The sequence below is a fragment of the Paludibaculum fermentans genome (assembly GCF_051172195.1).
In the GTDB taxonomy this organism is placed as follows: domain Bacteria; phylum Acidobacteriota; class Terriglobia; order Bryobacterales; family Bryobacteraceae; genus Paludibaculum; species Paludibaculum fermentans_A.
In genome coordinates, this window is record NZ_JBPJAQ010000001.1 from 206,312 (window position 1) to 228,942 (window position 22,631).

General features: G+C 64.7%; 16 protein-coding genes and 1 tRNA gene. 10 read left to right on the forward strand and 7 right to left on the reverse strand.

Features of this window, described 5'->3' with window-relative positions; translation table 11 throughout:
* Nucleotides 1-10: 10 nt before the first annotated feature.
* The 4 genes from ACR9Y2_RS00860 to ACR9Y2_RS00875 are packed head-to-tail and all read left to right on the forward strand — an operon-like array spanning nt 11 to nt 5,672.
* The gene (locus ACR9Y2_RS00860) at nt 11-1,693 is read left to right on the forward strand and encodes a carboxypeptidase regulatory-like domain-containing protein (protein ID WP_435039129.1); all 1,683 of its coding nucleotides are present in this window, start codon (nt 11-13) and stop codon (nt 1,691-1,693) included.
* Nucleotides 1,694-1,721: 28 nt separating this feature from the next.
* Nucleotides 1,722-3,332: a carboxypeptidase regulatory-like domain-containing protein gene (locus ACR9Y2_RS00865; protein ID WP_435039130.1), complete on the forward strand. Its 1,611-nt coding sequence runs from the start codon at nt 1,722-1,724 to the stop codon at nt 3,330-3,332.
* On the forward strand, nt 3,329-4,936 hold the full coding sequence (locus tag ACR9Y2_RS00870) for a hypothetical protein (protein ID WP_435039131.1): 1,608 nt from the start codon (nt 3,329-3,331) through the stop codon (nt 4,934-4,936). Before ACR9Y2_RS00865 ends, ACR9Y2_RS00870 begins: the two co-directional genes overlap by 4 nt.
* Before the next feature lie 40 nt (nt 4,937-4,976).
* The gene (locus ACR9Y2_RS00875) at nt 4,977-5,672 is read left to right on the forward strand and encodes a protein-L-isoaspartate(D-aspartate) O-methyltransferase (protein WP_435039132.1); all 696 of its coding nucleotides are present in this window, start codon (nt 4,977-4,979) and stop codon (nt 5,670-5,672) included.
* Here the strand turns inward: ACR9Y2_RS00875 and ACR9Y2_RS00880 are convergent, their stop codons facing one another.
* Nucleotides 5,673-6,479, reverse strand: a complete 807-nt coding sequence (locus ACR9Y2_RS00880; RefSeq protein WP_435039133.1) for a GNAT family N-acetyltransferase — start codon at nt 6,477-6,479, stop codon at nt 5,673-5,675.
* 62 nt (nt 6,480-6,541) lie between these two features.
* On the opposite strand from ACR9Y2_RS00880, the gene ACR9Y2_RS00885 reads away from it, so the two are divergent.
* Nucleotides 6,542-7,822 carry an APC family permease gene (locus ACR9Y2_RS00885; protein WP_435044808.1) on the forward strand — a complete coding sequence of 427 codons (1,281 nt, stop codon included), beginning with the start codon at nt 6,542-6,544 and terminating at the stop codon, nt 7,820-7,822.
* On the opposite strand, the gene ACR9Y2_RS00890 is transcribed toward ACR9Y2_RS00885, so the two are convergent.
* From ACR9Y2_RS00890 to pckA, 3 genes are all read right to left on the reverse strand, one after another.
* Nucleotides 7,803-10,328 (reverse strand): 3'-5' exonuclease, encoded by a 2,526-nt coding sequence (locus ACR9Y2_RS00890; RefSeq protein ID WP_435039134.1) that lies wholly within the window; start codon nt 10,326-10,328, stop codon nt 7,803-7,805. The genes ACR9Y2_RS00885 and ACR9Y2_RS00890 overlap by 20 nt on opposite strands.
* Nucleotides 10,329-10,343: 15 nt before the next feature.
* Nucleotides 10,344-10,438 (reverse strand) — tRNA-Sec (locus ACR9Y2_RS00895).
* Between the two features lie 64 nt (nt 10,439-10,502).
* On the reverse strand, nt 10,503-12,104 hold the full coding sequence (pckA, locus tag ACR9Y2_RS00900; RefSeq protein WP_435039135.1) for a phosphoenolpyruvate carboxykinase (ATP): 1,602 nt from the start codon (nt 12,102-12,104) through the stop codon (nt 10,503-10,505).
* An 88-nt stretch (nt 12,105-12,192) separates the two neighbouring features.
* Here pckA and ACR9Y2_RS00905 point away from each other — a divergent pair, with 88 nt between their 5' ends.
* On the forward strand, nt 12,193-12,840 hold the full coding sequence (locus ACR9Y2_RS00905; protein ID WP_435039136.1) for a hypothetical protein: 648 nt from the start codon (nt 12,193-12,195) through the stop codon (nt 12,838-12,840).
* Between the two features lie 15 nt (nt 12,841-12,855).
* Here the strand turns inward: ACR9Y2_RS00905 and ACR9Y2_RS00910 are convergent, their stop codons facing one another.
* Nucleotides 12,856-15,546, reverse strand: a complete 2,691-nt coding sequence (locus tag ACR9Y2_RS00910) for an ADOP family duplicated permease (protein WP_435039137.1) — start codon at nt 15,544-15,546, stop codon at nt 12,856-12,858.
* 170 nt (nt 15,547-15,716) lie between these two features.
* Between ACR9Y2_RS00910 and ACR9Y2_RS00915 the strand changes: the two genes are divergently transcribed.
* Nucleotides 15,717-17,210: a S10 family peptidase gene (locus tag ACR9Y2_RS00915; protein WP_435039138.1), complete on the forward strand. Its 1,494-nt coding sequence runs from the start codon at nt 15,717-15,719 to the stop codon at nt 17,208-17,210.
* The gene (locus tag ACR9Y2_RS00920; protein WP_435039139.1) at nt 17,207-18,070 is read left to right on the forward strand and encodes a PHP domain-containing protein; all 864 of its coding nucleotides are present in this window, start codon (nt 17,207-17,209) and stop codon (nt 18,068-18,070) included. Before ACR9Y2_RS00915 ends, ACR9Y2_RS00920 begins: the two co-directional genes overlap by 4 nt.
* Here the strand turns inward: ACR9Y2_RS00920 and ACR9Y2_RS00925 are convergent.
* Together ACR9Y2_RS00925 and ACR9Y2_RS00930 are read right to left on the reverse strand one after the other, a co-directional pair.
* A complete protein-coding gene (locus ACR9Y2_RS00925; protein ID WP_435039140.1) occupies nt 18,026-18,913 on the reverse strand; it encodes a YgfZ/GcvT domain-containing protein in 888 nt (295 codons plus the stop codon). The two genes, ACR9Y2_RS00920 and ACR9Y2_RS00925, sit on opposite strands and share 45 nt — an antisense overlap.
* Before the next feature lie 2 nt (nt 18,914-18,915).
* Nucleotides 18,916-19,263, reverse strand: a complete 348-nt coding sequence (locus ACR9Y2_RS00930) for a hypothetical protein (protein ID WP_435039141.1) — start codon at nt 19,261-19,263, stop codon at nt 18,916-18,918.
* Between the two features lie 29 nt (nt 19,264-19,292).
* Between ACR9Y2_RS00930 and ACR9Y2_RS00935 the strand changes: the two genes are divergently transcribed.
* Nucleotides 19,293-19,925 carry an MBL fold metallo-hydrolase gene (locus ACR9Y2_RS00935; protein ID WP_435039142.1) on the forward strand — a complete coding sequence of 211 codons (633 nt, stop codon included), beginning with the start codon at nt 19,293-19,295 and terminating at the stop codon, nt 19,923-19,925.
* Between the two features lie 45 nt (nt 19,926-19,970).
* The gene (locus ACR9Y2_RS00940; RefSeq protein ID WP_435039143.1) at nt 19,971-22,628 is read left to right on the forward strand and encodes a patatin-like phospholipase family protein; all 2,658 of its coding nucleotides are present in this window, start codon (nt 19,971-19,973) and stop codon (nt 22,626-22,628) included.
* The last annotated feature ends 3 nt before the right edge of the window (nt 22,629-22,631 follow it).

Below are 22,631 nucleotides of genomic sequence, written 5' to 3' on the forward strand. Positions count from 1 at the left end.
GTTTTCGATTATGTTCAACAAGCTTTCAGTTTGCCTGTTCGTTTTCATATGTGCCGCCTCTGCACAACCCGCGCAGGGACCCAAGCAGCAGAACCAGAAGACGGCCAGCGTGGAAGGCGTGGTGCTGAATGACTTGACCAGGGAGCCGATACGGCGGGCCGAGGTCCTGCTCAACCTGATGAAGCCGGGCACCCAGATGGGCTCGAACCAGCCCTCCTCCGCCGTGACAGATGCGGAGGGTCGATTCCGGGTGACCGAACTGGAAGCCGGCCAATATGTCGTTTACCTTCGCAGGCAAGGGTTTGTCATGGCTGGCAATGCGTCGGCGGCCTCGGCCATCCGGCTGCAATTGACAGCGGGGCAGGAGTTAAAGGGCCTGCGCTACTTCCTGACACCGCAGGCCGTGATTGCGGGCCGGGTGATCGACGATGAGGGCGAAGCGGTGCAGGGCGCCCAGGTGACGGTGTTGCGGCCACGCAAGGTTCGCGGGAAGAACACATGGCTGCCGGACGGCCAGAACGTTCGAACGAACGACAAAGGCGAGTTCCGGGTGGCGAACATCCAGACGGGCCGGTACATTGTCATGGCGCAATCCTGGATGCAGGTGGCGATGGAAAGCGGCAGTGCGCAGCGTCCGGCCACGAGCTATGTACCCACGTTTTATCCCGGGGTGACGGAAGCGGCCCAGGCGACGTTGGTGGAGGCAACCCCCGGCGCAGAACTCACCGGGTTCGACATTACGCTGAAACGCGTGCCCGTATTCAGGGTCCGCGGCAAGGTATTGACGGCGGAAGGCCAGCCGGCGAAGAACTTTCACGCGTCGATGGGTTCGCGGGAGGGTGGGAGCTTCGGTGTGGCCGGACGCATGATCCAGAGCAAGGAAGATGGCAGTTTCGAGATGGCCGGCGTACCCAACGGCTCGTGGGTACTGGTGGTGAACAGCGGCCGAGGCGGACCTCCGGGCACTACGAATGAACAGCAAACCACGGCCCTGCCGGTCGAAGTATCGAATCAGGACATCGACGGGCTGGAGGTGCGCTTCTCGCTGCCATTCACGCTGCAGGGGAACGTAGTGGTGGAGGCGGCGACGGACGAACAGAAGGCGGCGCTTTCCGGCTTCAATGTCTCCCTTCAACCGGAAGCAAATACCTTCGTGATGGGCGGACAACCGGCGCGCACGCAGGCGGACGGCTCGTTCTCATTGCGAGTGGGTTCCCCGGGCAAGTACATCCTCAATGCCTACAGTCCGTCGGCCACCGGGCTGTACCTGGCCGCAGTGCGCGTTGGGAACGAGAATCACTTGTTCAGGCCGGTGGACCTGAGCGGCGGCTCCGCCGGACCGGTGAAGATTGTCTTCCGCGGAGACGGAGGAAAGGTCTCCGGCAACCTGGACCTGCCCGCGGAGAACAAGAGCCAGGCCAACGGGATGGCCATACTGATCCCGGTGGAGCCTGAACTGAGAAGCGCCGCGATGGGCCGCACGGTGCGGCAGTTGGACCAGACGGGCGGCTTCCAGTTCGATTCGATCCGGCCGGGCGAGTACTTCCTGGTGGTGACCGCCAGTTCCGACTATGGGGCTGTGCAGGAAATCGACCAGGCAAAGGACTTTGAGAGCAAGGCGGCCAAGGTCAAAGTGGTGCCCGGCGGCAGTACCAGCGTGCAGGTGAAGCTGTTTGAGCCGGCGGATCGATAGAGTGCGGACGCGATTGGGATGGTCGTGTTTGGCCTGGCTGGCCCTGGCCGGCGCGGGGCTGGGTGCACAGAGCCAGCAGGACGAGCAACTGTGCACGGTGGAGGGCGTGGTGGTGGACGCGCGCACGCTCGCCGGCATCGCGGGCGTGCAGGTGGGCGCCATGCGGTTTGTCGAGGGGCAATCCGGCGACAGTACGACAGGGACAGCGGCGGTCACCGACAGCAGCGGGAAGTTCCGCCTGGTGAAGCTGAAGCCGGGGCAATACTGGCTGACTGCCGACAAAGGTGACTATGCGCCCGTGCGCCGAGGGCTGCTGATGCTGCCGGCCCTGGAAGCCGGGCGGGCGTTGAGGGGCGTGCGGATGGAACTGCAGCCCCTGGCGAGTCTCAGCGGGCGGGTGGTGGACGAGAATGGCGACCCCGTCTCCGGAGCGACCGTGGAGCTGATGGCCCGGGTCCATGCGTTCAACCGGACGTCGATTGTGTCCAGCGGCGGCTCCGCCAGCACCGATGACCGGGGCATCTTCCTGATCCATCGCGCCTCGCCCGGCCGTTTCCTGTTGTCAGCCAGCCACATGGAGTCGCGCAATGTCATCTATCCGCTGCGCAGCGGTGGCGTGAGCGGGTATGTGACGACGTTCCTGCCGGGGGTTTCGGATCCGGAGCAGGCACAGTGGCTCGACATCGCGCCCGGGTCGGAGCAGACCGGACTCGAAATCCAGTTGCGGCGGGAACCGGTGTACCGGGTGCGCGGCCTGGTGCTGAATGAGAGCGGAGCGCCGGCGCCGCGCTTCGTGGTTAGCGCGCGGAGCGGCCTGGGCGTGACGCCGCTGCAGAACAGGACATTCATGAACGGCCAGTTCGAGATCGAGGGATTGCGTCCGGGTCTGTATTCGCTGATGGCGCGGTCGGTGACGATAGGCGACAGCGGGCAGAGCGTGAGGATCTCACTCAACGTGGGCCAGGGTGATGTTGAGAATGTGCAGATGCGGCTCTCGTCTGGAACGCGGGTGCAGGGGATTGCGGTGCTGGAGGGTGCCGGAGAGACGAAGCCGGACTGGCAGCGCGTAGAAGTTTCGCCGATGTTCCTGGAGCCGCTGGGGCCCGCCACCGGACAACGGGCCAAGCCTGGCGCGGATGGCTCATTCCTTTTGGAGATCGACGGCGCGGGATCAATGTGGTTCAAGGTGAGCGGGTCGCCCGCGGCGGGCAGCTATCTGGCTGAGATTCGCAGCGGGCCGGAGAATCTGCTGGGCCGGGAGATTGACGTCAGCGCCGGATTGCAGGGCCCACTGCGTTTCGTCTTCAAGACCGGCAGTGCGAGGCTCAGCGGGCAGGTGGAGGATGCCAGCGGGCGGGCCGCCGCACCGGGCGCGAGCGTGACGGCATTTGCCGCCGAGGCGGCCAAACGGAGTTTCAGCCCGGCGCCTACGACGAGCGTCCGGGCAGACGGGTCCTTCGATCTCGCGGAATTGCCGCCCACGGAGTATCTGGTCTATGCAACGGCGGAAGTGATGCCGCATCCCTATGGGATGACGCAGCCGCCGGAGGATCTCGAAAGCCGGGGTACGCGGGTCCGGCTGGCGGCGGGCGGCACGCAATCGATCCGCCTGAAGCTGCCCGAGGAGAAGCCGAAGTGAAGGCGATCTGGCTGGCTGTCGCGTTCGGCGGGTGGGTGTGGGCTCAGTATGGACCCTGCACGGCATCCGGCGTGGTGGTGCAGGAGGGCTCCGGCCAGGGTATCCCGCGTGCCAGGTTGCTGTTCACCCAGGCGACGCGCCCCGGCAGCATCACGCTGGGCTACTTTACTGACGACCAGGGACGTTTCGACGCCTTTGGCCTGGACCCAACCAGTTATGCGGTGAGCGTGCAGAAGGCGGGCTTCGTTGAGTCCGCGCGGGACCTGGCCGGCGGAGGCGGCGACCTGCTGCGCTTGGGCGGCCGGTGTGAAGCGAAGGGGCTGCAGTATGTGATGGCGCAGGCCGCGGTGATTTCGGGGCGGGTTGTCGACCGGAACGGGCAGCCGCTGGGGATCACGACGGTCGACGCGATGCGCCGCGGCTGGCTGAATGGTCGCTGGCAGTTTCGCAAGGTGGCCAGTACGTTTTCGGACGGCCAGGGGCGATACAGGATTGCCCGCCTGCCGCTGGGCACGTATGTATTGCGGGCGCACCCGCCGGCTCCGGTTACGGTGAAGTACGGCGAAGGGAGCGGGCTTACGCAGGTGTCGGCGCCGGCGTACTATCCCGGTGTCTATGAATCGTCGCGGGCGCAGTTGATCCATGTGCGGGCGACGGGTGAGATGGGCGGCTACGACTTCGGCCCCATGATGACGCAGTTGCTGCGCGTGGAGGGGCGGGTGACGGGCCTGGATGGCCAGATGGCTCCGGCGGACTGCCGGGTATTGCTGCGTCCGGCGGACCTGACGGATGCCAGGCAGTACGCAGCGCAGTGCCAGCCGGAGAGCGGCGCGTTCGCATTCGCCGAGATCCCACCGGGCAGCTACCAGGCTGCGGCCTATGCGGCGGATGCCGAGAATGTGATGAGCGCCGTGCGTGAGGTGGAGCTGCAGGGTGGCGATGCGACCGGGTTGACACTGGCCCTGGAGCGGCCGTCGACGGTGAAGGGCCATGCGGCGCTGGCCGGCGGTGCGCCGCTGCCGGGTGGGGCGTGGCTGAAGCTGCTGCCGGCCAGCGTGTTTCCAGCCATCGACGATACCAGCCCCATCAGTTCCGGCGGGCAGTTGGAGTTCAACCTGGTGCTGCACGACCGGTACCGGTTGTCAGTGGGGAGCACGCAGCCGAATCTCTATTTGCAGTCGGTCCGCGCGGATGGGAAGGTTCTGGAAGGCACGCTCCTGGATTGGAGCGTACGTCCGGCGGCGCGCCTGGAGGTGGTGCTGGGCCACGACGCCGGGCGGGTGGAAGGTACGGTTCGGGCGCCGCTGAGCCAACCTGTGCGGGGGTACTATGTCGTGCTGGTGCCCGCGGATCTGTCGCGGTTGGCCGGTGCGGAGTTGCTGACGCAGCCTACCCAGGCGAACGGAGCGTTCCAGATCACAAATGTCCCGCCGGGCGACTACTACGCCTATGCATTCGCGTTCCTGGTGCGCGATCGCATCAACGATCCAGCGATGTTGGCGGACCCGCTCTGGGTGCCGGCCTACCGGGGCCAGCCCACGACGGTGCATGTCGAGCCGTATGGCGCGGTGAAGGTGGAATTGCAGCCGCAGCCCCTGCCATGAGATCGCCACCGGCCGGACAGAGGCGTATGCTGAAGGCAGAATGAGACTCTGGCCGCGTCACCCTGCCGCAATTCCCCTGTGCCTGGCTGCCGCCGTGGAAGCGCAGGACTGGGCCGCGTTGCGCGAGAACATGGTGAGAACGCAGATTGAGCGGCGGGACGTGCGCGATCCGGCGGTATTGAAGGCGATGCGCGCGACTCCGCGGCATCTCTTCATCCCGGAGAATGTGCGGAACTCCGCCTATGAGGACCGGCCCCTCCCGATCGGGCATGGGCAGACCATCTCGCAACCCTACATCGTCGCCTCGATGTCCGACCTGCTGGAGATTCAGCCGGGGCACAAGGTGCTGGAGATCGGCACGGGCAGCGGGTACCAGGCCGCCATTCTGTCGCAACTGGCGAAGCAGGTATTCAGCATAGAGATTGTGGATGCCCTGGCGAAGACGAGCACCAGGACGCTCAGGGAATTGGGCTACCGGAACGTCACGGTGCGCTCCGGGGACGGCTACCGGGGCTGGCCTGAGGAAGCGCCATTTGACCGGATTATCCTGACGGCCGCGCCGCCGGAGATGGTGCAGGCGCTGGTGGATCAACTGAAGAACGGCGGGCGCCTGATTGCGCCGGTGGGCACGGGATCGCAGGTGCTGGTGGTGGTGGAGAAAGACGCCCAGGGGCGGACGCAGCAGCGCACGCGATATGGGGTGGCGTTCGTGCCGATGGTGCCGGGGCGGAAGTAATCAGTCGAGGTCGCGCTGGACGTTGACGCGCATATAGAACAGGCGGAAGCCGCAGCGTTCGTAGTTGCGGTGGGAGGCGGTGCCCGGCACGACGCACGCCATGGCGTAATCGCAGCCGGCGCGGGCCGCGTGTGCAACCCGGTGGCGGATGAGGGCGGTTTGCAGGCCCTGCCCGCGCGCTTCGGTCAAGGTGGAATCGCCGAAGAGCATGGCCATGCGGCTGTGGATGGCCATGGCCGCCGCACCTACGGGTTCGCCGGAGATCTCGCCGAAGAAGGTGTCTCCTACGGAGGTGAGGTTCATGAGGAGATCAGCAGCCTCGTCCGGCATGTCCACTACCCCGCCGAAGCCGCGCATGACCAGGCGGCACCACTCGACGTGGCGGTCGCTGGTGGTGCGCGTGACGCCCAGCGGTGCGGGCGGAAGGTAATCCGCATCGGCAGGTTCCACGGGCCGCAGCATCAGATTGTTGAACTCGATGATGTGGTAGCCGCGCCCCATCACCTGCTCCACGACGGTGGGATCGGCCAGGGGACAGAGGTCGATGAGCGAGGCGCTGCCGCGGCTGTTGAAGAACTCCTCCATGCGGTCGAATTCATCGGTGGAGACCGGGCCGTTCATGCCGATGCCGAGGGCGTGCGTCATGGGCGAGCCGACCCCGGCAAAGACGGCGCAACCGCCGGCCGCGGGGATGGCTTCCAGGGAGCCAGGGCGGGCCTTACCCACGAGGGCGAAGCCATTGGCGGCCTCCGCGGCTTCCGTACGCCGGGCCAACGCGAGGTCTGCCGTGGAAAAAGGGTGCTGCACCGCTCTAGTATAATCGGCTGATCCTGGAAACATCCGCACCGCAACTGGAGCAACGGCTGAAGCTGTGGGACGTGGTCTCGCTGGTGGTGAGTGCCGTGATCGGTTCGGCGATCTTCCTCATCCCTGCCACGCTGTTGCGGCCGCAACCCTCGCCACTGGCCGCCATGCTGGCGATGGTCTTTGCGGGCCTGCTTTCCTGGTTTGGCGCGCTGGCCTATGCCGAGATGGGCGCGATGTTCCCTGATACGGGCGGCGAGTATGTCTACCTGCGGGAATCATGGGGGCGGTTGTCCGCGTTCCTGTTGGGGTGGTCGTTCTTTGCGGTGATCCAGGGGGGTGGACTGGCGGCGCTGGCGGTGGGCTTCTCCACCTTGCTGGGCGGAGTGGTGCCGCTGACACCGTGGACCGCGAAGGCGGTGGCCGTGAGCCTGCTGATGGGGCTCACCTTCGTGAACGTGCTGGGCGTCCGGCAGGGTGCGTGGTTCGGGCATGTGATGAACGCGATCAAGCTCTCCGGGTTGCTGTGGATGATTGTCACGATCGCCACGAGGCCGGCGGCTGCCGCGCTGGACTGGTCGTGGCCCCGCAACTGGACCCTGCTGCAGTTCAGCGCCGCGCTGGTGCCGGCGTTATGGGCGTACGAAGGCTGGAACATGGCGCCCTGTGTAGCGGGTGAGATGGTGGATGCGCGCCGCACGTTGCCGCGCGCGCTGGGCATCGGGCTGGGCGTGGTGATGGCGGTGTACTGCGTGTCCTTGTGGGTGACCATGCGGGCGCTGCCGGTGCCGCAGATTCTCGCCACCACCGCGGCCGGCACCAGTGCGGTGCAGACGGTGCTGGGCGGCGGAGCGGCGCTGTGGGTGACGTTGACGATCCTGTTCGCCCTGGTGGGCTGCACGAATTCGTGCATTCTGGGCGCGGCGCGGGTTTATTACGCGCAGGCACGCGACGGGCTGTTCTTTGAACCGTTTGGACGGGTGCACCCGCGGTTCCGGACTCCGGCGTTTTCGCTGATCGCGCATGGAGTCTGGTCGTCGCTGCTGGTATTCACGGGGACGTACGAGACGCTGATCTCCTACTGCACGTTCGGGGCCTGGATCTTCTACGCGCTGGTGGTGGCGGGGGTGATGCTGCTGCGCAGGCGGAACCCGTCCACGACGCGGCCTTACCGGGTATGGGGTTATCCCTGGACTCCGATGATCTTCATTGCGGTGGCGGCAGCGTTCATCCTGAGCTGTTTCATCACGACGCCGGGTAGCTCGTTCGCCGGGCTGGCGCTGATCCTTTCGGGGATTCCGCTGTACCTGTACTGGCGGCGGCGCGTCACGCCCGGCCGGGCATGACCATGCGCAGATAGCGGCTGGGCATCTGCTGCCGGCCCCACCCGCCGATGACGGGGTAGCTGAAATAGAGGCGCCGTTTGGCGCGGCTGACCGCGACGTAGAACAGGCGGTGCTCTTCGTCCTCGAGTCCTTCCTTCACGCTGCGGCGATTGGGAAACTCACCATCGGCGGCCCCGGCGATGAAGACGGTGTCGAACTCGAGGCCTTTGGCCTGGTGCACGGTGAGCAGCAGGATCTTGTCTTCGTCCATGGCTTGGCCGTCGATCTCCTTGCCCAGCGAGGCGACGCTCAGGACGTGGATGAGGGCATCCATGGGTTGCAGCGAGGGGTCGTCGAAGCGCTGGAACAGAGTGAGCAGTTCGTCCAGGTGTTCGCGGCGCGGAGCATCGGCCGGATCGCGTTCATAGTGTTTGACCAGGCCGGATTCGTGGAGGATGCGATCGAGCAGTTCATACGGCCGCTCAGTCAGCATGCACTGCCGCCACTGCTCCAGCAAGGCGGCCAGCGGTTTGAACTTGGCGCCATACTGTTTGACCGCGCCGACGCGCGCCATGGCGCCCGCCTCCAGGCCGGGCAGCAGCACCTGCAGCAGTTCGACGGTGGCGGCCACATCGGCATCGGCGCGGTGGGTGGGGATGCTCTTCAGGCCCAGGCGGCTGCAGATCTCGCCCAGTTTGTAGCGGGGCAGGCGATGGAAGCGGCGGGTGATGTCGAGGGTATCGAAGACGTGCCTGGCCTGCCAGGCGGGCAGCCCCAGGCGGGCGCAGACGCTGCGCACGATGGGCACGTCGAACAGCGCCACGTTGTGGCCGGCCAGGACGCAACCTTCGCAGAAGGCCTCGAACTCACGCAGCACCTGCGCCGGATCGCGGCCCTCGCGGGCGAGGAACTCGTCACTGAGATGGTGGATGGGTTCGGAATCGCCGACGGGCCGGGCAGGTTTGAGATAGGCGTGGAACTGCGCCAGTACCGCGGAGCCGTCGCAGCGGGCCGCCGCGATCTCCACGATCTCGTCGTCGCCAACGGAGAGGCCGGTGGTTTCGATATCAAAGACGACGACACGTCCGGCGCGGGCGGCTTCGAGCAGGGGCCGGAATGGATCGCCGGTGTCGAAGGTGGAGGGCGTCAACAGGTCGGCCGGCTTGAGTCCGGCTTGCCTGGGTGCGCCGGCCAGAGCTTCGATGGTGGCCTCGCCGATGCCTTTGGGCGGGGTCTTGAGAAAGCGCATCAGGCTGTTGGCATCGTGCGGATTCAACAGCAGGCGGAGGTGCGCCAGCGCCTCTTTGATCTCGGCCCGCTGAAAGAACTTGAACTGATCCACCTGGAGGTGAGGCAAGCCGAGCGCGGTGAAGTTGCGGGAGAGTTCGCGCGAAGTGAAGTTGCTGCGGGTGAGGACGGCGATCTCGCCCAGGCGGACCCCCTGCTGGTCGACGAGCGTCTCCACCTGGTCACGGATCCAACGCGCCTCGTCGCGGGTGTCATCGGCTTCGTAGACGCGCAGGGGTTCGCCCTCTTCGGCCTGCTGAGGCTCGATGTTCTTGGTGAGGGCGCCGGGGCAGGCGCGAATCAGACGCTCGCAGGCTTCGAGAATGCGGCGGGTGGAGCGGTAGTTGCGCGTGAAGCGGATCTCACGTACGGGCGCGAATACGGACTTGTACTCGGCCAGGATTTCCAGCGGTACGGAGCCGCGCCACTGATAGATGGTCTGGTCGATGTCGCCGAAGAGGGAGAGACGCCGGTGGCGCGCGGCCAATAGGGAGAGCGGGCGATACTCGCCGCGATTGGTGTCCTGGATCTCGTCGACTTGGATCCACGAGAACTTGGTTTGCCAGCGTTCGAGGACCTCGGGATTCTCCTTGAAGAGGCGGTTGACGCCGGCGATGAGGTCGGCAAAGTCGACGGCATGGCACTCGCGGAGGGTGTGGATGTAGTCGGCGAGCAGGGGCTTGAACATGAGGCCGCCGCGATATTGCAGGAAGGAAGCGCGGCTGTCGCGCAGGCAGGCGTCGAAGACCTGCTGGGGTGTACGCGGGACGGCGTCGTCAAACTCACTGAGACGGGCGCGGGCGGCGGCATCGAAGAGCAGGAATTCGAAGGTATCGCGCTCTTCGTCGGGCGGCTTGATGTTGGCGCGGCGGGCGACTTCGCCGAGGATGGAGCGGCAGTCCTCCTCGTCGTAGATGAGGAAATCGCGATCCCAGCCGACGGCGGGCGCTTCGACGCGGAGAATCTGGGCGCAGAGGCCGTGAAACGTCTTGGCGGTGACTTCCCCGCCCCGGCGGCCCAGGTGGCGGGCCAGGCGGTCTTTCACCTCACGCGCGGCTTTGTTGGTGAACGAGAGACAGAGGATGGAGGAAGGCGCGACGCCCTGTTCGACGGCGTTGGCGGCGCGCAAGGCGAGCACGTTTGTTTTGCCGGTCCCTACCGGGGCCATGACGAGCAAGGCCTCATTCCAGGCCTCGACCGCTTCGCGTTGCTCGGGATTGAGCGTTTCCCAGGGAATCATGTAGACCGCGGGAGATGGCGGGAACCAGTCGGAGTCGAACCGACCAACGATCCAGAGAACCGTTCAGCGGTTTTGAAGACCGTGCCTACCACCGGGCAAGATTGGCTCCCACTGCATCTTAGCAAGTCGGCGCACCCCTGCTGCGGCTAGAAGCAGGGGTGGCGATGGAGACGTTTAGTCCGCGAGGGGACCGGCGGCGGCAATATCCGCGCCGACAGAGCCGAACTTACTGGAGAAGTTCTTCTGGAAGCGCGAAGCGAGATCCCTGGCGGCGGCGTCATAGGCTGCTTTGTCGGCCCACATGCCGCGGGCGTCCAGGACCTCGGTGGGCACACCGGGACAGAATTGCGGCACCAGGACCTGGAAGACCGGGTGGGCTTTCACCGGCACGTCGCCGAGTTCGCCCTCGATGGCGGCGTTGACCATGGCGCGTGTGTGGGCGAGTTTCATGCGATGCCCGACGCCGGCCGGACCGGCGACCCAACCGGTGTTGACCAGCCAGACGCGAGCCTTATGCCGTTCCAGCTTTTCGCCGAGCATACGGGCATACTCCAGCGGGCTGCGCGGCAGGAAGGGTTCGCCAAAGCACGAGCTGAAGGTGGCCTGCGGCTCCTTGCCCAAGCCCCGTTCCGTGCCGGCCAGGCGGGCGGTGTAGCCGCTGAGGAAGTGGTACATCGCCTGCTGCGGGGTCAGTTTGGAAATGGGCGGCAGGACGCCGAAGGCATCGGCGGTGAGGAAGACCACGTCGGAAGGGTGGCCGCCGAGGCCGGGCACCAGCGCGTTGCTGATGTACTGGGCGCGGTAGGCAGCGCGGGTATTCTCGGTAAACTCTTCAGAATCATAGTTTAAGATCCGAGTCTCTGGATCTATTACCACGTTTTCCAGCACACACCCGAAACGGATGGCGTCGAAGATCTGGGGCTCGGCTTCGCGGGAGAGCCGGATGCACTTGGCGTAGCAGCCGCCCTCGAAGTTGAAGACGCCGGTATCGGACCAGCCATGCTCGTCGTCCCCGATGAGGCGCCGCTCCTTGTCGGCTGACAGGGTCGTTTTGCCCGTGCCGGAGAGGCCGAAGAAGAGCGCCACCTTCTTGTGGGCGCCAACGTTGGCCGAGCAGTGCATGGGGAGCACGTCTTTTTCGGGCAACAGGTGGTTCAGGATCGTGAAGACCGACTTCTTCATTTCGCCGGCGTAGAAGGTGCCCAGAATCAGCACCATCCGGCGGGTGAAATTGACGCAGATGCAGGTCTCGGAGTTGGTGCCGTCTATCTTGGGATCGCAGGTGAATTCAGGCGCGAAGACGATGGTGAAGTCGGGGACGTGGGCAGACAGTTCAGCCAGGTCCGGCTTGATGAACATTTGGCGGGCGAACATGGAGTGCCAGGCGCGCTGGGTGACGACGCGGATGGGCATCGTGTAGGCGGGATCGGCTCCGGCTTTGAGGTCGGCGACGAAGACTTCGCGGCCATCCAGGAACTGCTGGACGCGGGCCCAGATGCCGTCGAACTGCGCGGGGGAGAGCGGCTGGTTCACGCTGCCCCAGGCGACGGTGTTCTCGGTGTAGCTATCCCGGACAATGAACTTGTCCTTGGGCGAACGGCCGGTGAACTGGCCGGTCCTGACGACAAGGGCCCCGTTGCCGGCGAGGACACCCTCCTGACGTTGAAGCGCCATCTCCGTGAGGCGCCCCGTTCCGAGATTCCACCACTGTGTGGTGGGTCTCAATCCAAGAGATTCTAGAGTATGATTGCTGGGACAGACACCGGTATTGCTCATAAAGTATTCGATCCTGGAATGATGAGGATCCACTATCTTCGGTGGATCTCGAGACGACCCGTTCCAGTCGCCAGTCTATCATGTAGATATGTACTATTACGTCATCCGTAGCGCCCTGTTGGCCGCGATGGCGTGGTGTGTTTGCCCGCTGTTCGGGCAGGCGATCGAGTTCGAATCGAACGGCCTGAAGTACCAGACGCTGACGCGGTCGGGGCTCACGGTGATGTTCGCGCCGCTGCCTGCCAACCTGAAAGAGTACACGGTGCTGCAGATAGCTATCTCGAACGGCTCGGCCTCGGCACGGTCAGTGAAGCCGGACGATTTCCGTTTCGAACGGTCGGACGGCACGGTGTTGCCGGCGACTCCGGCGCGGAACGTGGTGCAGCAGTTCCTGCGGCGCGGCGGACGCAACGACGTCATCAAGCTGGTGGGCACCTACGAGTTGGGGCTATACGGATTGAGCCGGTTTCAATCCACGAATGGCTATGAGCAACGGCGGCAGGCGGCGCTGGCTGAGGTGAACTCCTCGAAGATCAAGGCAGCGGCGGCGGCTTCCGCGATCGTGCTGGTGGCCACGAAGCTGATGGCTGGCGAGTCCACGGATGGCGCCTTGTTCTTCGAGACGCAGGGCCGCCCGCTCGGGATCGGGAAGCTGACCGCCGTCATCGGGGCGGAGCGTTACGAGTTCGAGATTGGCGGGTTGAAGCATCCCGGCGAACTCGTACAGCGCCCGTAATTGCGGAAGTAGCCGTCATTCGCTGCGGAGCGCTCTGAGCGGGTCGATGCGGGCCGCTTTGGCGGCGGGCAGGAATCCGGCCAGGGCCGAGGCGATAAGCATCCCCAGCGTGGCGGCGGTGATTGTCAGCGGGTCCGACGCCTGCAAGCCGAACAGCAGGCCGGAGATCTGGGTGGCGGCCAGGCGAGCGCCGATCAATGCGGCCGGGACGCCGATCGCCGCACCGAGCAAGGCCACCGCCAGCACTTCGCGCATGACGGTCCAGACCACATTGCCGGGCTGCGCCCCGAGCGCCATGCGAATGCCTATTTCCTTCGTCCGCTGAACGACGGCGAACGCAAACAGTCCGTACAGGCCGACGGCCGCGAGCAGGGTGGCCAGAAGACTAAAGAGTCCCGAAAGTGTGGCCATGAGGCGTTCGCGGACCAGGACGGCATCCATCTCCTGCGCCAGGGTCTGGATCTCGAACATCGGCAGCTCCCTGTCGACGTTCTGGATTGTCTCGCGGAGCTGTGGAAGGACTGCGGGATTGCTGCCATCCACGCGGACGTACAGCGCCATCTGGCCCCGGCCCGTGCGGACCTGGAGGAAGGGCTGATAGACGGCGGGCGATGTTTCGCCGCGCGGATTGAGGTAGCGGGCATCTTTCACCACGCCGATGATTTCGAGCACCTCATTACCGAGGGCAATGCGCTTGCCAACGGGATTCTCGTGCGGGAAGGCGCGGCGGGCGAAGGTCTCGTTCACGACAGAGACGAGCGGTGAATTCTCCGCCAGATCCCCAGGGGTGAAGTCGCGGCCGGCGGCCATTGCGATGCCCGAAGCGGCGAAGAAGTTGGGGTACACCATGGACAGGAAGGCGCGGAGTTGCTCGCCCGCAGGCAGAGTGTAGGAGACATTGGCACCGCGGGGCGTGGTGGGCGTGAACTGCGCCATGCCCGCCGCTTTGACTCCAGGAATTGTCCCAACGCGCCGGAGCAGGTCCCGATAGGTGCGGTCGAGCCGGGGCAGGGCGCCTTCGGCATTCCTCTGATTGCTGCCCTTGGGCTCGACCCTGACGACGAGCACGGACTCGCGGGCGAAGCCGGCGTCCTGGCTGTTCACTTTCTGGAGGCTGCGCACAAAGAGCCCGGCGCCGACCAGCAGCACCAGCGAGAGGGCGACCTGCACGACGGCGAGGATCCGGCCGGACCACAGGTTGCCGAAGCTGCCCCTGGTGGAGCCGGAGATGGTCTTCAGCGAAGGTCCAGCGGCCAGGCGCGTGGCCCGCAGCGCCGGCACGAGTCCAAAGAGGATCCCCGTAAGGAGGGAGACGGACACCGTGAACGCCAGGATGCGCGGATTGGGGTTCAGATCCAGAATGATGGGCGCCCGGCCGGAGGAGAGGTAGGCGACAAGCAGGCGGGTGGCCCAACCTGCGAGTAGCAGGCCGAGGGCTCCGCCGGCCGCGGAAAGCACGACGCTCTCCACGAGCAACTGGCTGACCAGGCGGCTGCGCGGCGCACCCAGGGTGACGCGCATGGCGAATTCCGGCTGGCGCGCCGCGGCCCGAGCCAGCAGCAGGTTCGCCGTGTTCGCGCAGGCGATGAGCAGCACGATTCCGACCAGGGCCATCAGGAGGAAGAGCGGAGCGGAGAACTCTTGTCTCAACTCAGACAAGCCGGCGGCCGCAGGCGCCAGGAGGAGCCTCTCATTTTCCATGGACTTGAACTTGCCGCCCTTGGGAATCTGCTGGCCGAAGGGCGCCTGCAATTGTGAGGCGGCCTGGGCAGGCTTCAACGGCGGATTGAGCCGCCCGAACACCTGGACCCAGGTGAGGTACTGACCGGGATTCTCGAGCAGATTCTCGGAGGACGGCACCACGGTGGGCTGCATCATCATCGGCACGAAGATCTCGGGAGCGGATCCTACCTCGAGACCGAAGAATTCAGGTGGCGTGACCCCGATGATGGTGAACGGCAGGCCGGAGAGCACGATTGTGCGGCCGATGGCGGAGGGCGCGAGTCCAAAGCGGCGGTTCCAGTAGGCATGGCTGATCATGGCGACCGGATGGCCGTTCGGAACCAGGTCATCCTCGCGGCCAATCGTCCTGCCCGCCACGGCGCGTACGCCGAGCACGGAGAAGTAGTTGCCGGAGACAAGCTGCCCGGCGGCCGGCGGCTCGATTGCTCCGTCCACGCTGACGTTGATGCGGGCCGACGACCATCCGGCGAGATCCTGGAGGACCCGGTTCTGGCTGCGCATGGACTTGAACTGACCGTAGGTGAACCCGCTTTCAAAAGAAGAGCCCTGGCCGTGAGTGAGAAGCTGCAGTTCAGCGGGCCGCTCCACGGGAAGCAGCCGCCACATGACGGCGTCGATGAGGGTGAAGATCGCGGTGTTGGCACCAATCCCAAGCGCCAGCGAGAGTGAAACGGCCAGGGTGAAACCGGGACTCTTGCGGAGCACACGCAGGGCAAACCGGAAATCCTGGAGGAGATTCTCGAGGGTGGCGACGCCGCGCGAATCACGGCATTCCTCCTTGAGCTGTTCCAACCCGCCGAGGTCCAGGAGTGCCTGGCGGCGCGCCTCCTGCTCGCTGAGGCCAGACCGCTTCAGTTTCTCTACGCTGTGCTCGAAGTGGAACTTCAACTCGTCGTCCAGGTCGTTCTCCAGCGTTCGCCGCTGGAACAACGCGCGCAGGCGGTACAAGTGGTCAGTCAGCATCCAGCTCCTCGGAAAGGTTGATGTCTTCGAGAGGCAGACAGGCCTCCCCTGCTTCTTCTACAGGAATAATCTACACGGACTCATGTAGAAGTGCAAGGGGAAACCATCTGGTGCCAGGGTCTTGTGATTACGGCAAGGGCGGATTCCCGCTATCCTGGGAAGTCCCGCTCATGATTCGCAATCTTCTCATCCCATTCGCCCTGGGTGCCTCACTGTGGGCCCAGCAGGCTCCGGTTCCGGCCCCGCCCAAGCCGCCGGCTGATCCGGCGCCGCCGATCGTCAAGCACCAGGAGATCACGCTCAACGGAAAGGTGCTGAAGTACACCTCGACCACCGGCCTGATGCCCATCAGGAATGGCAGCGGCGAGATCGAGGCGACGATCTTTTACATGGCCTACACGCTGGACGGGGTGCCGGATACGAAGAAGCGCCGGCTGATGTTCTCGTTCAACGGCGGCCCGGGCTCGGCTTCGGTATGGCTGCACATGGGCGCGCTGGGGCCCAAACGGGTGCGGATGATGGACAATGGCGCCCTGCCGCCCGCTCCTTACCAGTTGGAGACGAACCCTGCGACCTGGCTGGACGAAACGGACCTGGTCTTTATCGACCCTGTCGGCACGGGCTACAGCCGTGCTACTAAACCCGAACTGAACAAGAAGTTCTCCTCCGTTAAGGGCGATATCGAGAGCGTAGGCGAGTTCATCCGGCTGTATCTGGGCCGCAACAGCCGCTGGCTCTCGCCGCTGTTCCTGGTGGGGGAAAGCTATGGCACGACGCGCGCCGCCGGACTGTCAGGCCACCTGATTGAGAAGGGCATTGCGCTGAATGGCGTGCTGCTGATCTCGACGGTTCTCAACTTCCAGACATTGAGCTTCGATCAGGGCAACGATCTGCCTTACGAGCTTTTCCTGCCCACTTACACGGCCACGGCCTGGTACCACAAGAAACTGCCCGCCGACCTGCAACAGAAGGACCTCAAAACGGTCCTGCACGAGGCCGAACAGTGGGCGGCCGGCGGCTATGCCCAGGTGCTGGGTCGGGGCGACCTGTTGACGGCGGAAGAGCGGACGGCGGCGGCGAAGCAACTGGCGCGGTTCACCGGACTGCCGCAGAAGTACGTCGAGCAGAGCGATCTGCGTGTCGAGATCATGAAGTTCATCCGGGAATTGCGGCGCGATGAGAACGTCACCGCCGGCCGCTTGGACAGCCGCCTGACGGGCCCGAGTCCGCGTGAGGCTACGGACAGCGCCGAGTTCGATCCGAGCATGACGGCGATTCGTCCGCCCTATACGGCCGCCTTCAACTACTACGTGCGTACGGAACTGGGGTATGAGAGCGATCTGGATTACTTCATCCTGGGCGGGGGGATTGCCCGCTGGAACTGGGGCGACGAGAACCGCTATGCGGATGTGAGTGAATCGCTGCGGTCCGCCTTTGCCAAGAATCCGCACATGAAGTTGTACGTCGGAGCCGGTTATTACGACCTGGCGACTCCCTACTTTGCCGCCGGCTACACGTTGAACCACATGAAACTGCCCGCCGGCGCGAAGGACAACATCCGCATGCACTATTACGAGGCGGGCCACATGTACTACATTGACGTCACTCCGCTGGCCGCCCTCAAACGCGATGCCGCCAGCTTCATCCGGTGGGCTGCTCAGTGATCGATCTTCACACCCACACAGCGGCCAGTGACGGGACCGACACGCCAGCCCAACTGATTGACCACGCCGTGGCGCTGGGCCTGGAAGCGCTGGCGATTACTGACCACGACACGTTCCGGGGCTCTGATGAGGCCGTACCGCTGGCTGCCGCCAAAGGTCTTCGATTCGTGCGCGGGCTGGAGTTGAGCACCCGCCAGCCCAACGAGGCGAACCCCGCCAGCCGCAGCGTCCACGTGTTGGGATTCTTCTTTGGAGAGCCCTCGCCGTCCTTCTGCGCCTGGATCGAAACCCTGCGGACGGCGCGCCGCGAACGCAACTGCGCGATGGCTGAGAAGCTCACCTCGCTGGGCATGCCCGTGACGGTGGAAGAGGCGGAAGCCCATGGCAGGAACATCACCGGCCGGCCGCACTTTGCCCGGGTGCTGCGGGATAAAGGCTACATCTCCTCTCTTGACGAGGCATTTCAGCGTTTTCTGGGCGAGACCGGCAGTGCCTATGTGGAACGCCAGGATCCCACTTCAGAAGAGGGCATCCAGCGGATTGTGGACGGCGGCGGCCTGGCCAGCCTGGCGCACCCTTTCCGGCTGAACAAGACTGACCCGATCGAAGAAGAAGCCCTGATCCGGCGCTTCGCCGACGCGGGCCTGGGTGCGATTGAGGTCTGGCACTCCGACCACGACCAGAGCACGCGCGATCGCTATATCCACCTGGCGCGCAAATACGGCCTGGGGATGTCGGGCGGCTCGGACTATCACGGGGATAACAAGCCGCACGTCCTGCTGGGCCGCGGCCGGAATGGAGTCAATCGCGTCCCGCTAGCCCTGTTGGACGACCTCTGCCACCGCGCCACCCACCGTTAATCCTGCTTCCGGGGTGATGAACTTGGCCCGCAGGTAAGCGAGGGCTCGCACGCACGATCCGGAGGGAGAGTAGGCCGCCGAAGTCACTGCGCCTGCTTCCTGCTCGCCGGCCATCACTTTTTCGCCCGGCGCCGGAATGGCCGTTCCTTCGATCCGCAGTTGCGAGAGCAGGCGGTTCACCTGGCCGCGGGAGCGGACCCTTTCGACGATCTCCTGCCCCAGGTAGCAGCCTTTGTTGAAGTGCACACCCTGCAGTTGCTGGGTTTCCTGCACCAGGCTGGCATCCGAGATGTCGTCGCCATAGCGGGGCACGCCGTTCTCCAGGCGAACCGCGAGGATCTCCCCGGCCGTCGCCGGGACACCGCCCGCAGCCTGCAGGGACGCAATCAGGGCATCCCGTTCTTCCACCGGGACCACCATCCGGAACCCGGGCTGGCCGGTGACCGTGGCACTGACGACCACGCCCTGCTGCTGCATAGCTGGAGCGGCGGGCCCTTCCACGGCAATCTCAGCGGTGCTGGCGCTGATGTCTTCCAGCGTCACGTCGTCGGCAATGATGAACTTGTCCAGGTGGGCATAGACCTTCTCGCGGACCTCGGGTTCGACGTCGAGCAGGAGGTAATCTTCCTCGGCGTGAATCCAGACATCGGCCTGAATTCGTCCCTGGGCGTTCAGGAAGAAGGCGTAAATCGTCCCGCCGGGCTCCAACTCCTGCACATGATTCGTGGTCATCGCGTGCAACAGCCGTTTGCGGTCTTCTCCGCTGGCGCGAATGCGGCCGCGGGCCGAGAGGTCGAGAATCGCGGCGCCCTCTCGCAGCGCCTGATATCCGGGAGTCTGCATGATTAGCGTGCGAAGTTGCTGAAGTACAGTCCGATCAGAATGACAATCACGGCCGAGCCCAGGGCACTCTTGCGCCAGCGCGCTTCCTTTTCGGGTGAGGCGCCGCCGCGTGCAATCAGGAAGGCCATCGTGATGACGTGAAGCGCCAGCAGGATCTTGATGCCGATGCCCGCATGCCAACCCGACGGAGCTCCTTTCATTCTGGTCATGAAGTTATACCCGCCCGAGAGGACGAGCAGCAGCGCCGCGGTCATCACCCCGCCGCGCCATTGTTTCACCTTGTTGGCGCCCAGCGCGATGAAGAGGAACAGGCCGAGGGCCAGGTGGAGATAGAGAACGTATTCGGTCATGAGTGCTTACCTTCTATACTGATGGGAAAATGATCCACGAGATTCTTCCGGTCGGCCAGCTCCAGTGCAACTGCTCCATTTTCGGCGACGAAACCACCCGTGAGGCTATTGTCGTCGATCCGGGGGACGGAGAGGATCTGATTGAGATCCAGGATGTGCTCGCCCGCCACGGGCTCACCGTCAAAGCGATCTTCATCACGCATGCGCACATCGATCACATTGGCGGCGCTGCCAAGTTGAAAGCTCTTAGCGGCGCTCCAGTCTACATGAACGATCACGACATGGAGCTTTATGACCATCTGGATACCCAGGCCCAGTGGCTGGGCATGCCGCCGCCGGAACGAACCGGCATCGATATCCAGGCAGAAGAGGGCGACACGCTCCAGTTGGGCACAACCGACTTCCACGTGTTGCATACGCCGGGCCACACCCAGGGCAGCCTCTGCCTGTTCATTCCGGCGGAGAAGAAGCTGGTCGCGGGCGACACCCTGTTCCGCGACTCCATCGGCCGCACCGACCTGCCGGGCGGCAACGGACGCCAGATCCTGAGTTCGATCCACACCAAACTACTCACCCTGCCCGAAGAGACGCAGGTGATCTGCGGCCATGGGGACTCCACCACCATCGGCCGGGAGAAGGCGAGAAACCCCTGGCTGCGATGAAACCTTGACTTTTCAGTACGTTCCGGTCAAAGTAGACCAAACTCCATGGAGAATCAGGTCGACCGGAACAATGCGCCGGCTCCGCTCCACGAGGTACTGGCGGAGGAGTACGCGGCACTGGGGATATCCCTTCAGCCGGGCGGAGGCTCGGAGGAGGATGGGCTACGCGATGTCTACGCGCAGCTTCACAACTCCGGCAAGCGCCTATCTGCCTTGTGTATCTCGGGCGGCGGCATTCGCAGCGCCACCTTCGCCCTGGGCGCGATCCAGGGTTTGGCCGAGGCCGGCATGTTGCAGCAGTTCGATTACCTTTCCACCGTCTCCGGCGGAGGGTACATCGGCAGCTGGCTGACGGCCTGGATCAAGCGGGCCGGAGGTCTCTGGAACGTAATCCCGCGGCTCACCGGCAGCACCGAAACGAACGATGATCCGTGCGACGATCCGGGGGCCCACCCGGGCGACGCGCAGCCGGACCCCATCGCCCATCTGCGGGATTACAACAACTACCTGACGCCCAAACTGGGACTGGGCTCCGCCGACACCTGGAGCATGATCTCCATCGTCCTGCGCAACCTGCTGCTCAACTGGCTGGTCTTCATCCCCATGCTGATGCTGGTGGTGATGGCGCCCCGGCTGCTGCTGGCGTTTCTGCAATTGGCGCCGCCTGTCACGCAGTTGGGCCAACCGTACATCCTCGCCTTGGGTATTGCTGCCGTCCTGTTCGTGTACTCCGGCTACCAGAAGCTGCTCGACCTGCCCAGCATTGGCCACGTGAATGCCACGCAGACCCAGTTCCTGAGGGATTGCCTGGCGCCGCTTTGCCTCAGCGGACTTCTGGCGATGATCGGCATCTGGTGGGGTGGGGCCGGGGTAGCGGGACAGCTCACCATCGCCAGCACGATCCTCTTCACCCTCGGCCTGACGGTCATTTGCCTGGTGCTCTACCTGCTGCGCTCGCTTTGGTTGAAAGAGTTGCCGGTGCGCGGCGCCGGCCGGGCCTGGCACTTCATCCTGGCCATGCTGCTGGGCGGCATCGCCTCGGGAGCGGCTGTTTACCTGCTTGGCCGGGATCTGCTGGGGGCCGCCTTGCGCGACGGCAATCCCACACTATATGCCACCTTCGGTCCGCCACTGATCATGGCTACGATGCTGCTGGGCGACATCCTGCTGGTGGGCTTTGGCAGCCGCACGCTGGAGTCGGAGGATCTGGAATGGCTGGCACGCTCCAGCGGCTTCAAACTCAGCACCAGCCTGGCCTGGATGATCCTTTGTGGCCTGGTGCTGATCGCCCCTCACTATGTGTTCGCGCTGGGGGGCTGGGCTCAGTCCGCCCTGAGTTCCATTGGCGGGGTCAGCGGCCTGATCACGGCCTTTGCGGGCCACAGTGCGACAACTGGCGGGAAACCGGATAACAATCGCAAAACCGGGCTCTCCTCGCGTCTCATGGAGATCGGGACGAAGCTCACCCTGCCGCTCTTTGTGGTTTCGCTGATCATTGCGCTCTCCATCCTGCTGGACGTCATTGTCGACCAGCTTCACCTCACGCCCTACAGCTTTCAGCAGCATACGCAGGTACTGACCAGCACGCCCTTCCTGCCGTTGATGGGCCTTACACTGGCCATCGCGGTCTTCTGCGCGCTCATGGGCCGCTTCGTCGACATCAACAAGTTTTCATTGCACGGCATGTATCGTTTCCGGCTGATCCGCGCCTACCTGGCCGCCTCGAATCCCGACCTGGACAACCAGCGCTTCACCGGCTTCAACGAATCCGACGACATGCGCATGCACGAGTTCCGCGGCCAGCGTCCGCTGCATATCGTCAATACGGCGCTGAACCTGGCGTCCGGCGCCCGGCTCGACTGGCAGCAGCGCAAGGCCGCCAGCTTCACGATCTCGCCCTACCACGCCGGCAGCGCCGACCTGGGCTTTCGCGACGCAGCGCGCTATTGCGGCGGTATCCGTCTCGGCACGGCCATGACCATATCCGGAGCGGCCGCCAGCCCGAATATGGGCTACCACACGTCGTCGCTGGTGGCGTTTACGATGATGCTCTTCAATGCGCGACTGGGCGCCTGGCTCGGCAACCCGGGGACGCCCGGGGATGACACATGGCCCCGCAAAGGTCCGCGTTTCGCCGTTTCGCCGATGATGAGCGAAGCCCTCAGCCGCACGGACGAGAACGGTCCGTACGTCTACCTTTCCGACGGCGGCCATTTCGAGAATCTGGCGCTGTATGAGATGATCCGGCGGCGCTGCTCACCCATTGTGGTGCTCGATTCCGGCTGCGATCCTCACTACACCTACGAGGACTTGGGCAACGCCCTGCGGAAGATCCGCATCGACATGAAGATCCCGATTGAGTTCCCCGATTCGCAGTTCGCCCCGCTGATCGAAAAGGAGCGCCGGTGTGCGGTGGCGGCCATCCGCTATTCCTGCGTGGACGCCGGGGCGCGTGACGGGGTGCTGATCTATTTCAAACCGATGGTGCGCTCCACGCAGTCGCCCGACGTGCTGAGCTATGCCGCGTCCAGCCCCACCTTCCCGCACGAGACGACGAACGACCAGTGGTTTACAGAGGCGCAGACGGAGAGCTACCGCGCGCTGGGCATGCAGACGATCCGCGAAGCGGCCGCCGGCTTCGCGGGAGGAACCCTGGCTGAGTTTGCGGAACACCTCAGCGGCCGGCGCGGTGCGGCCGCCTGAACG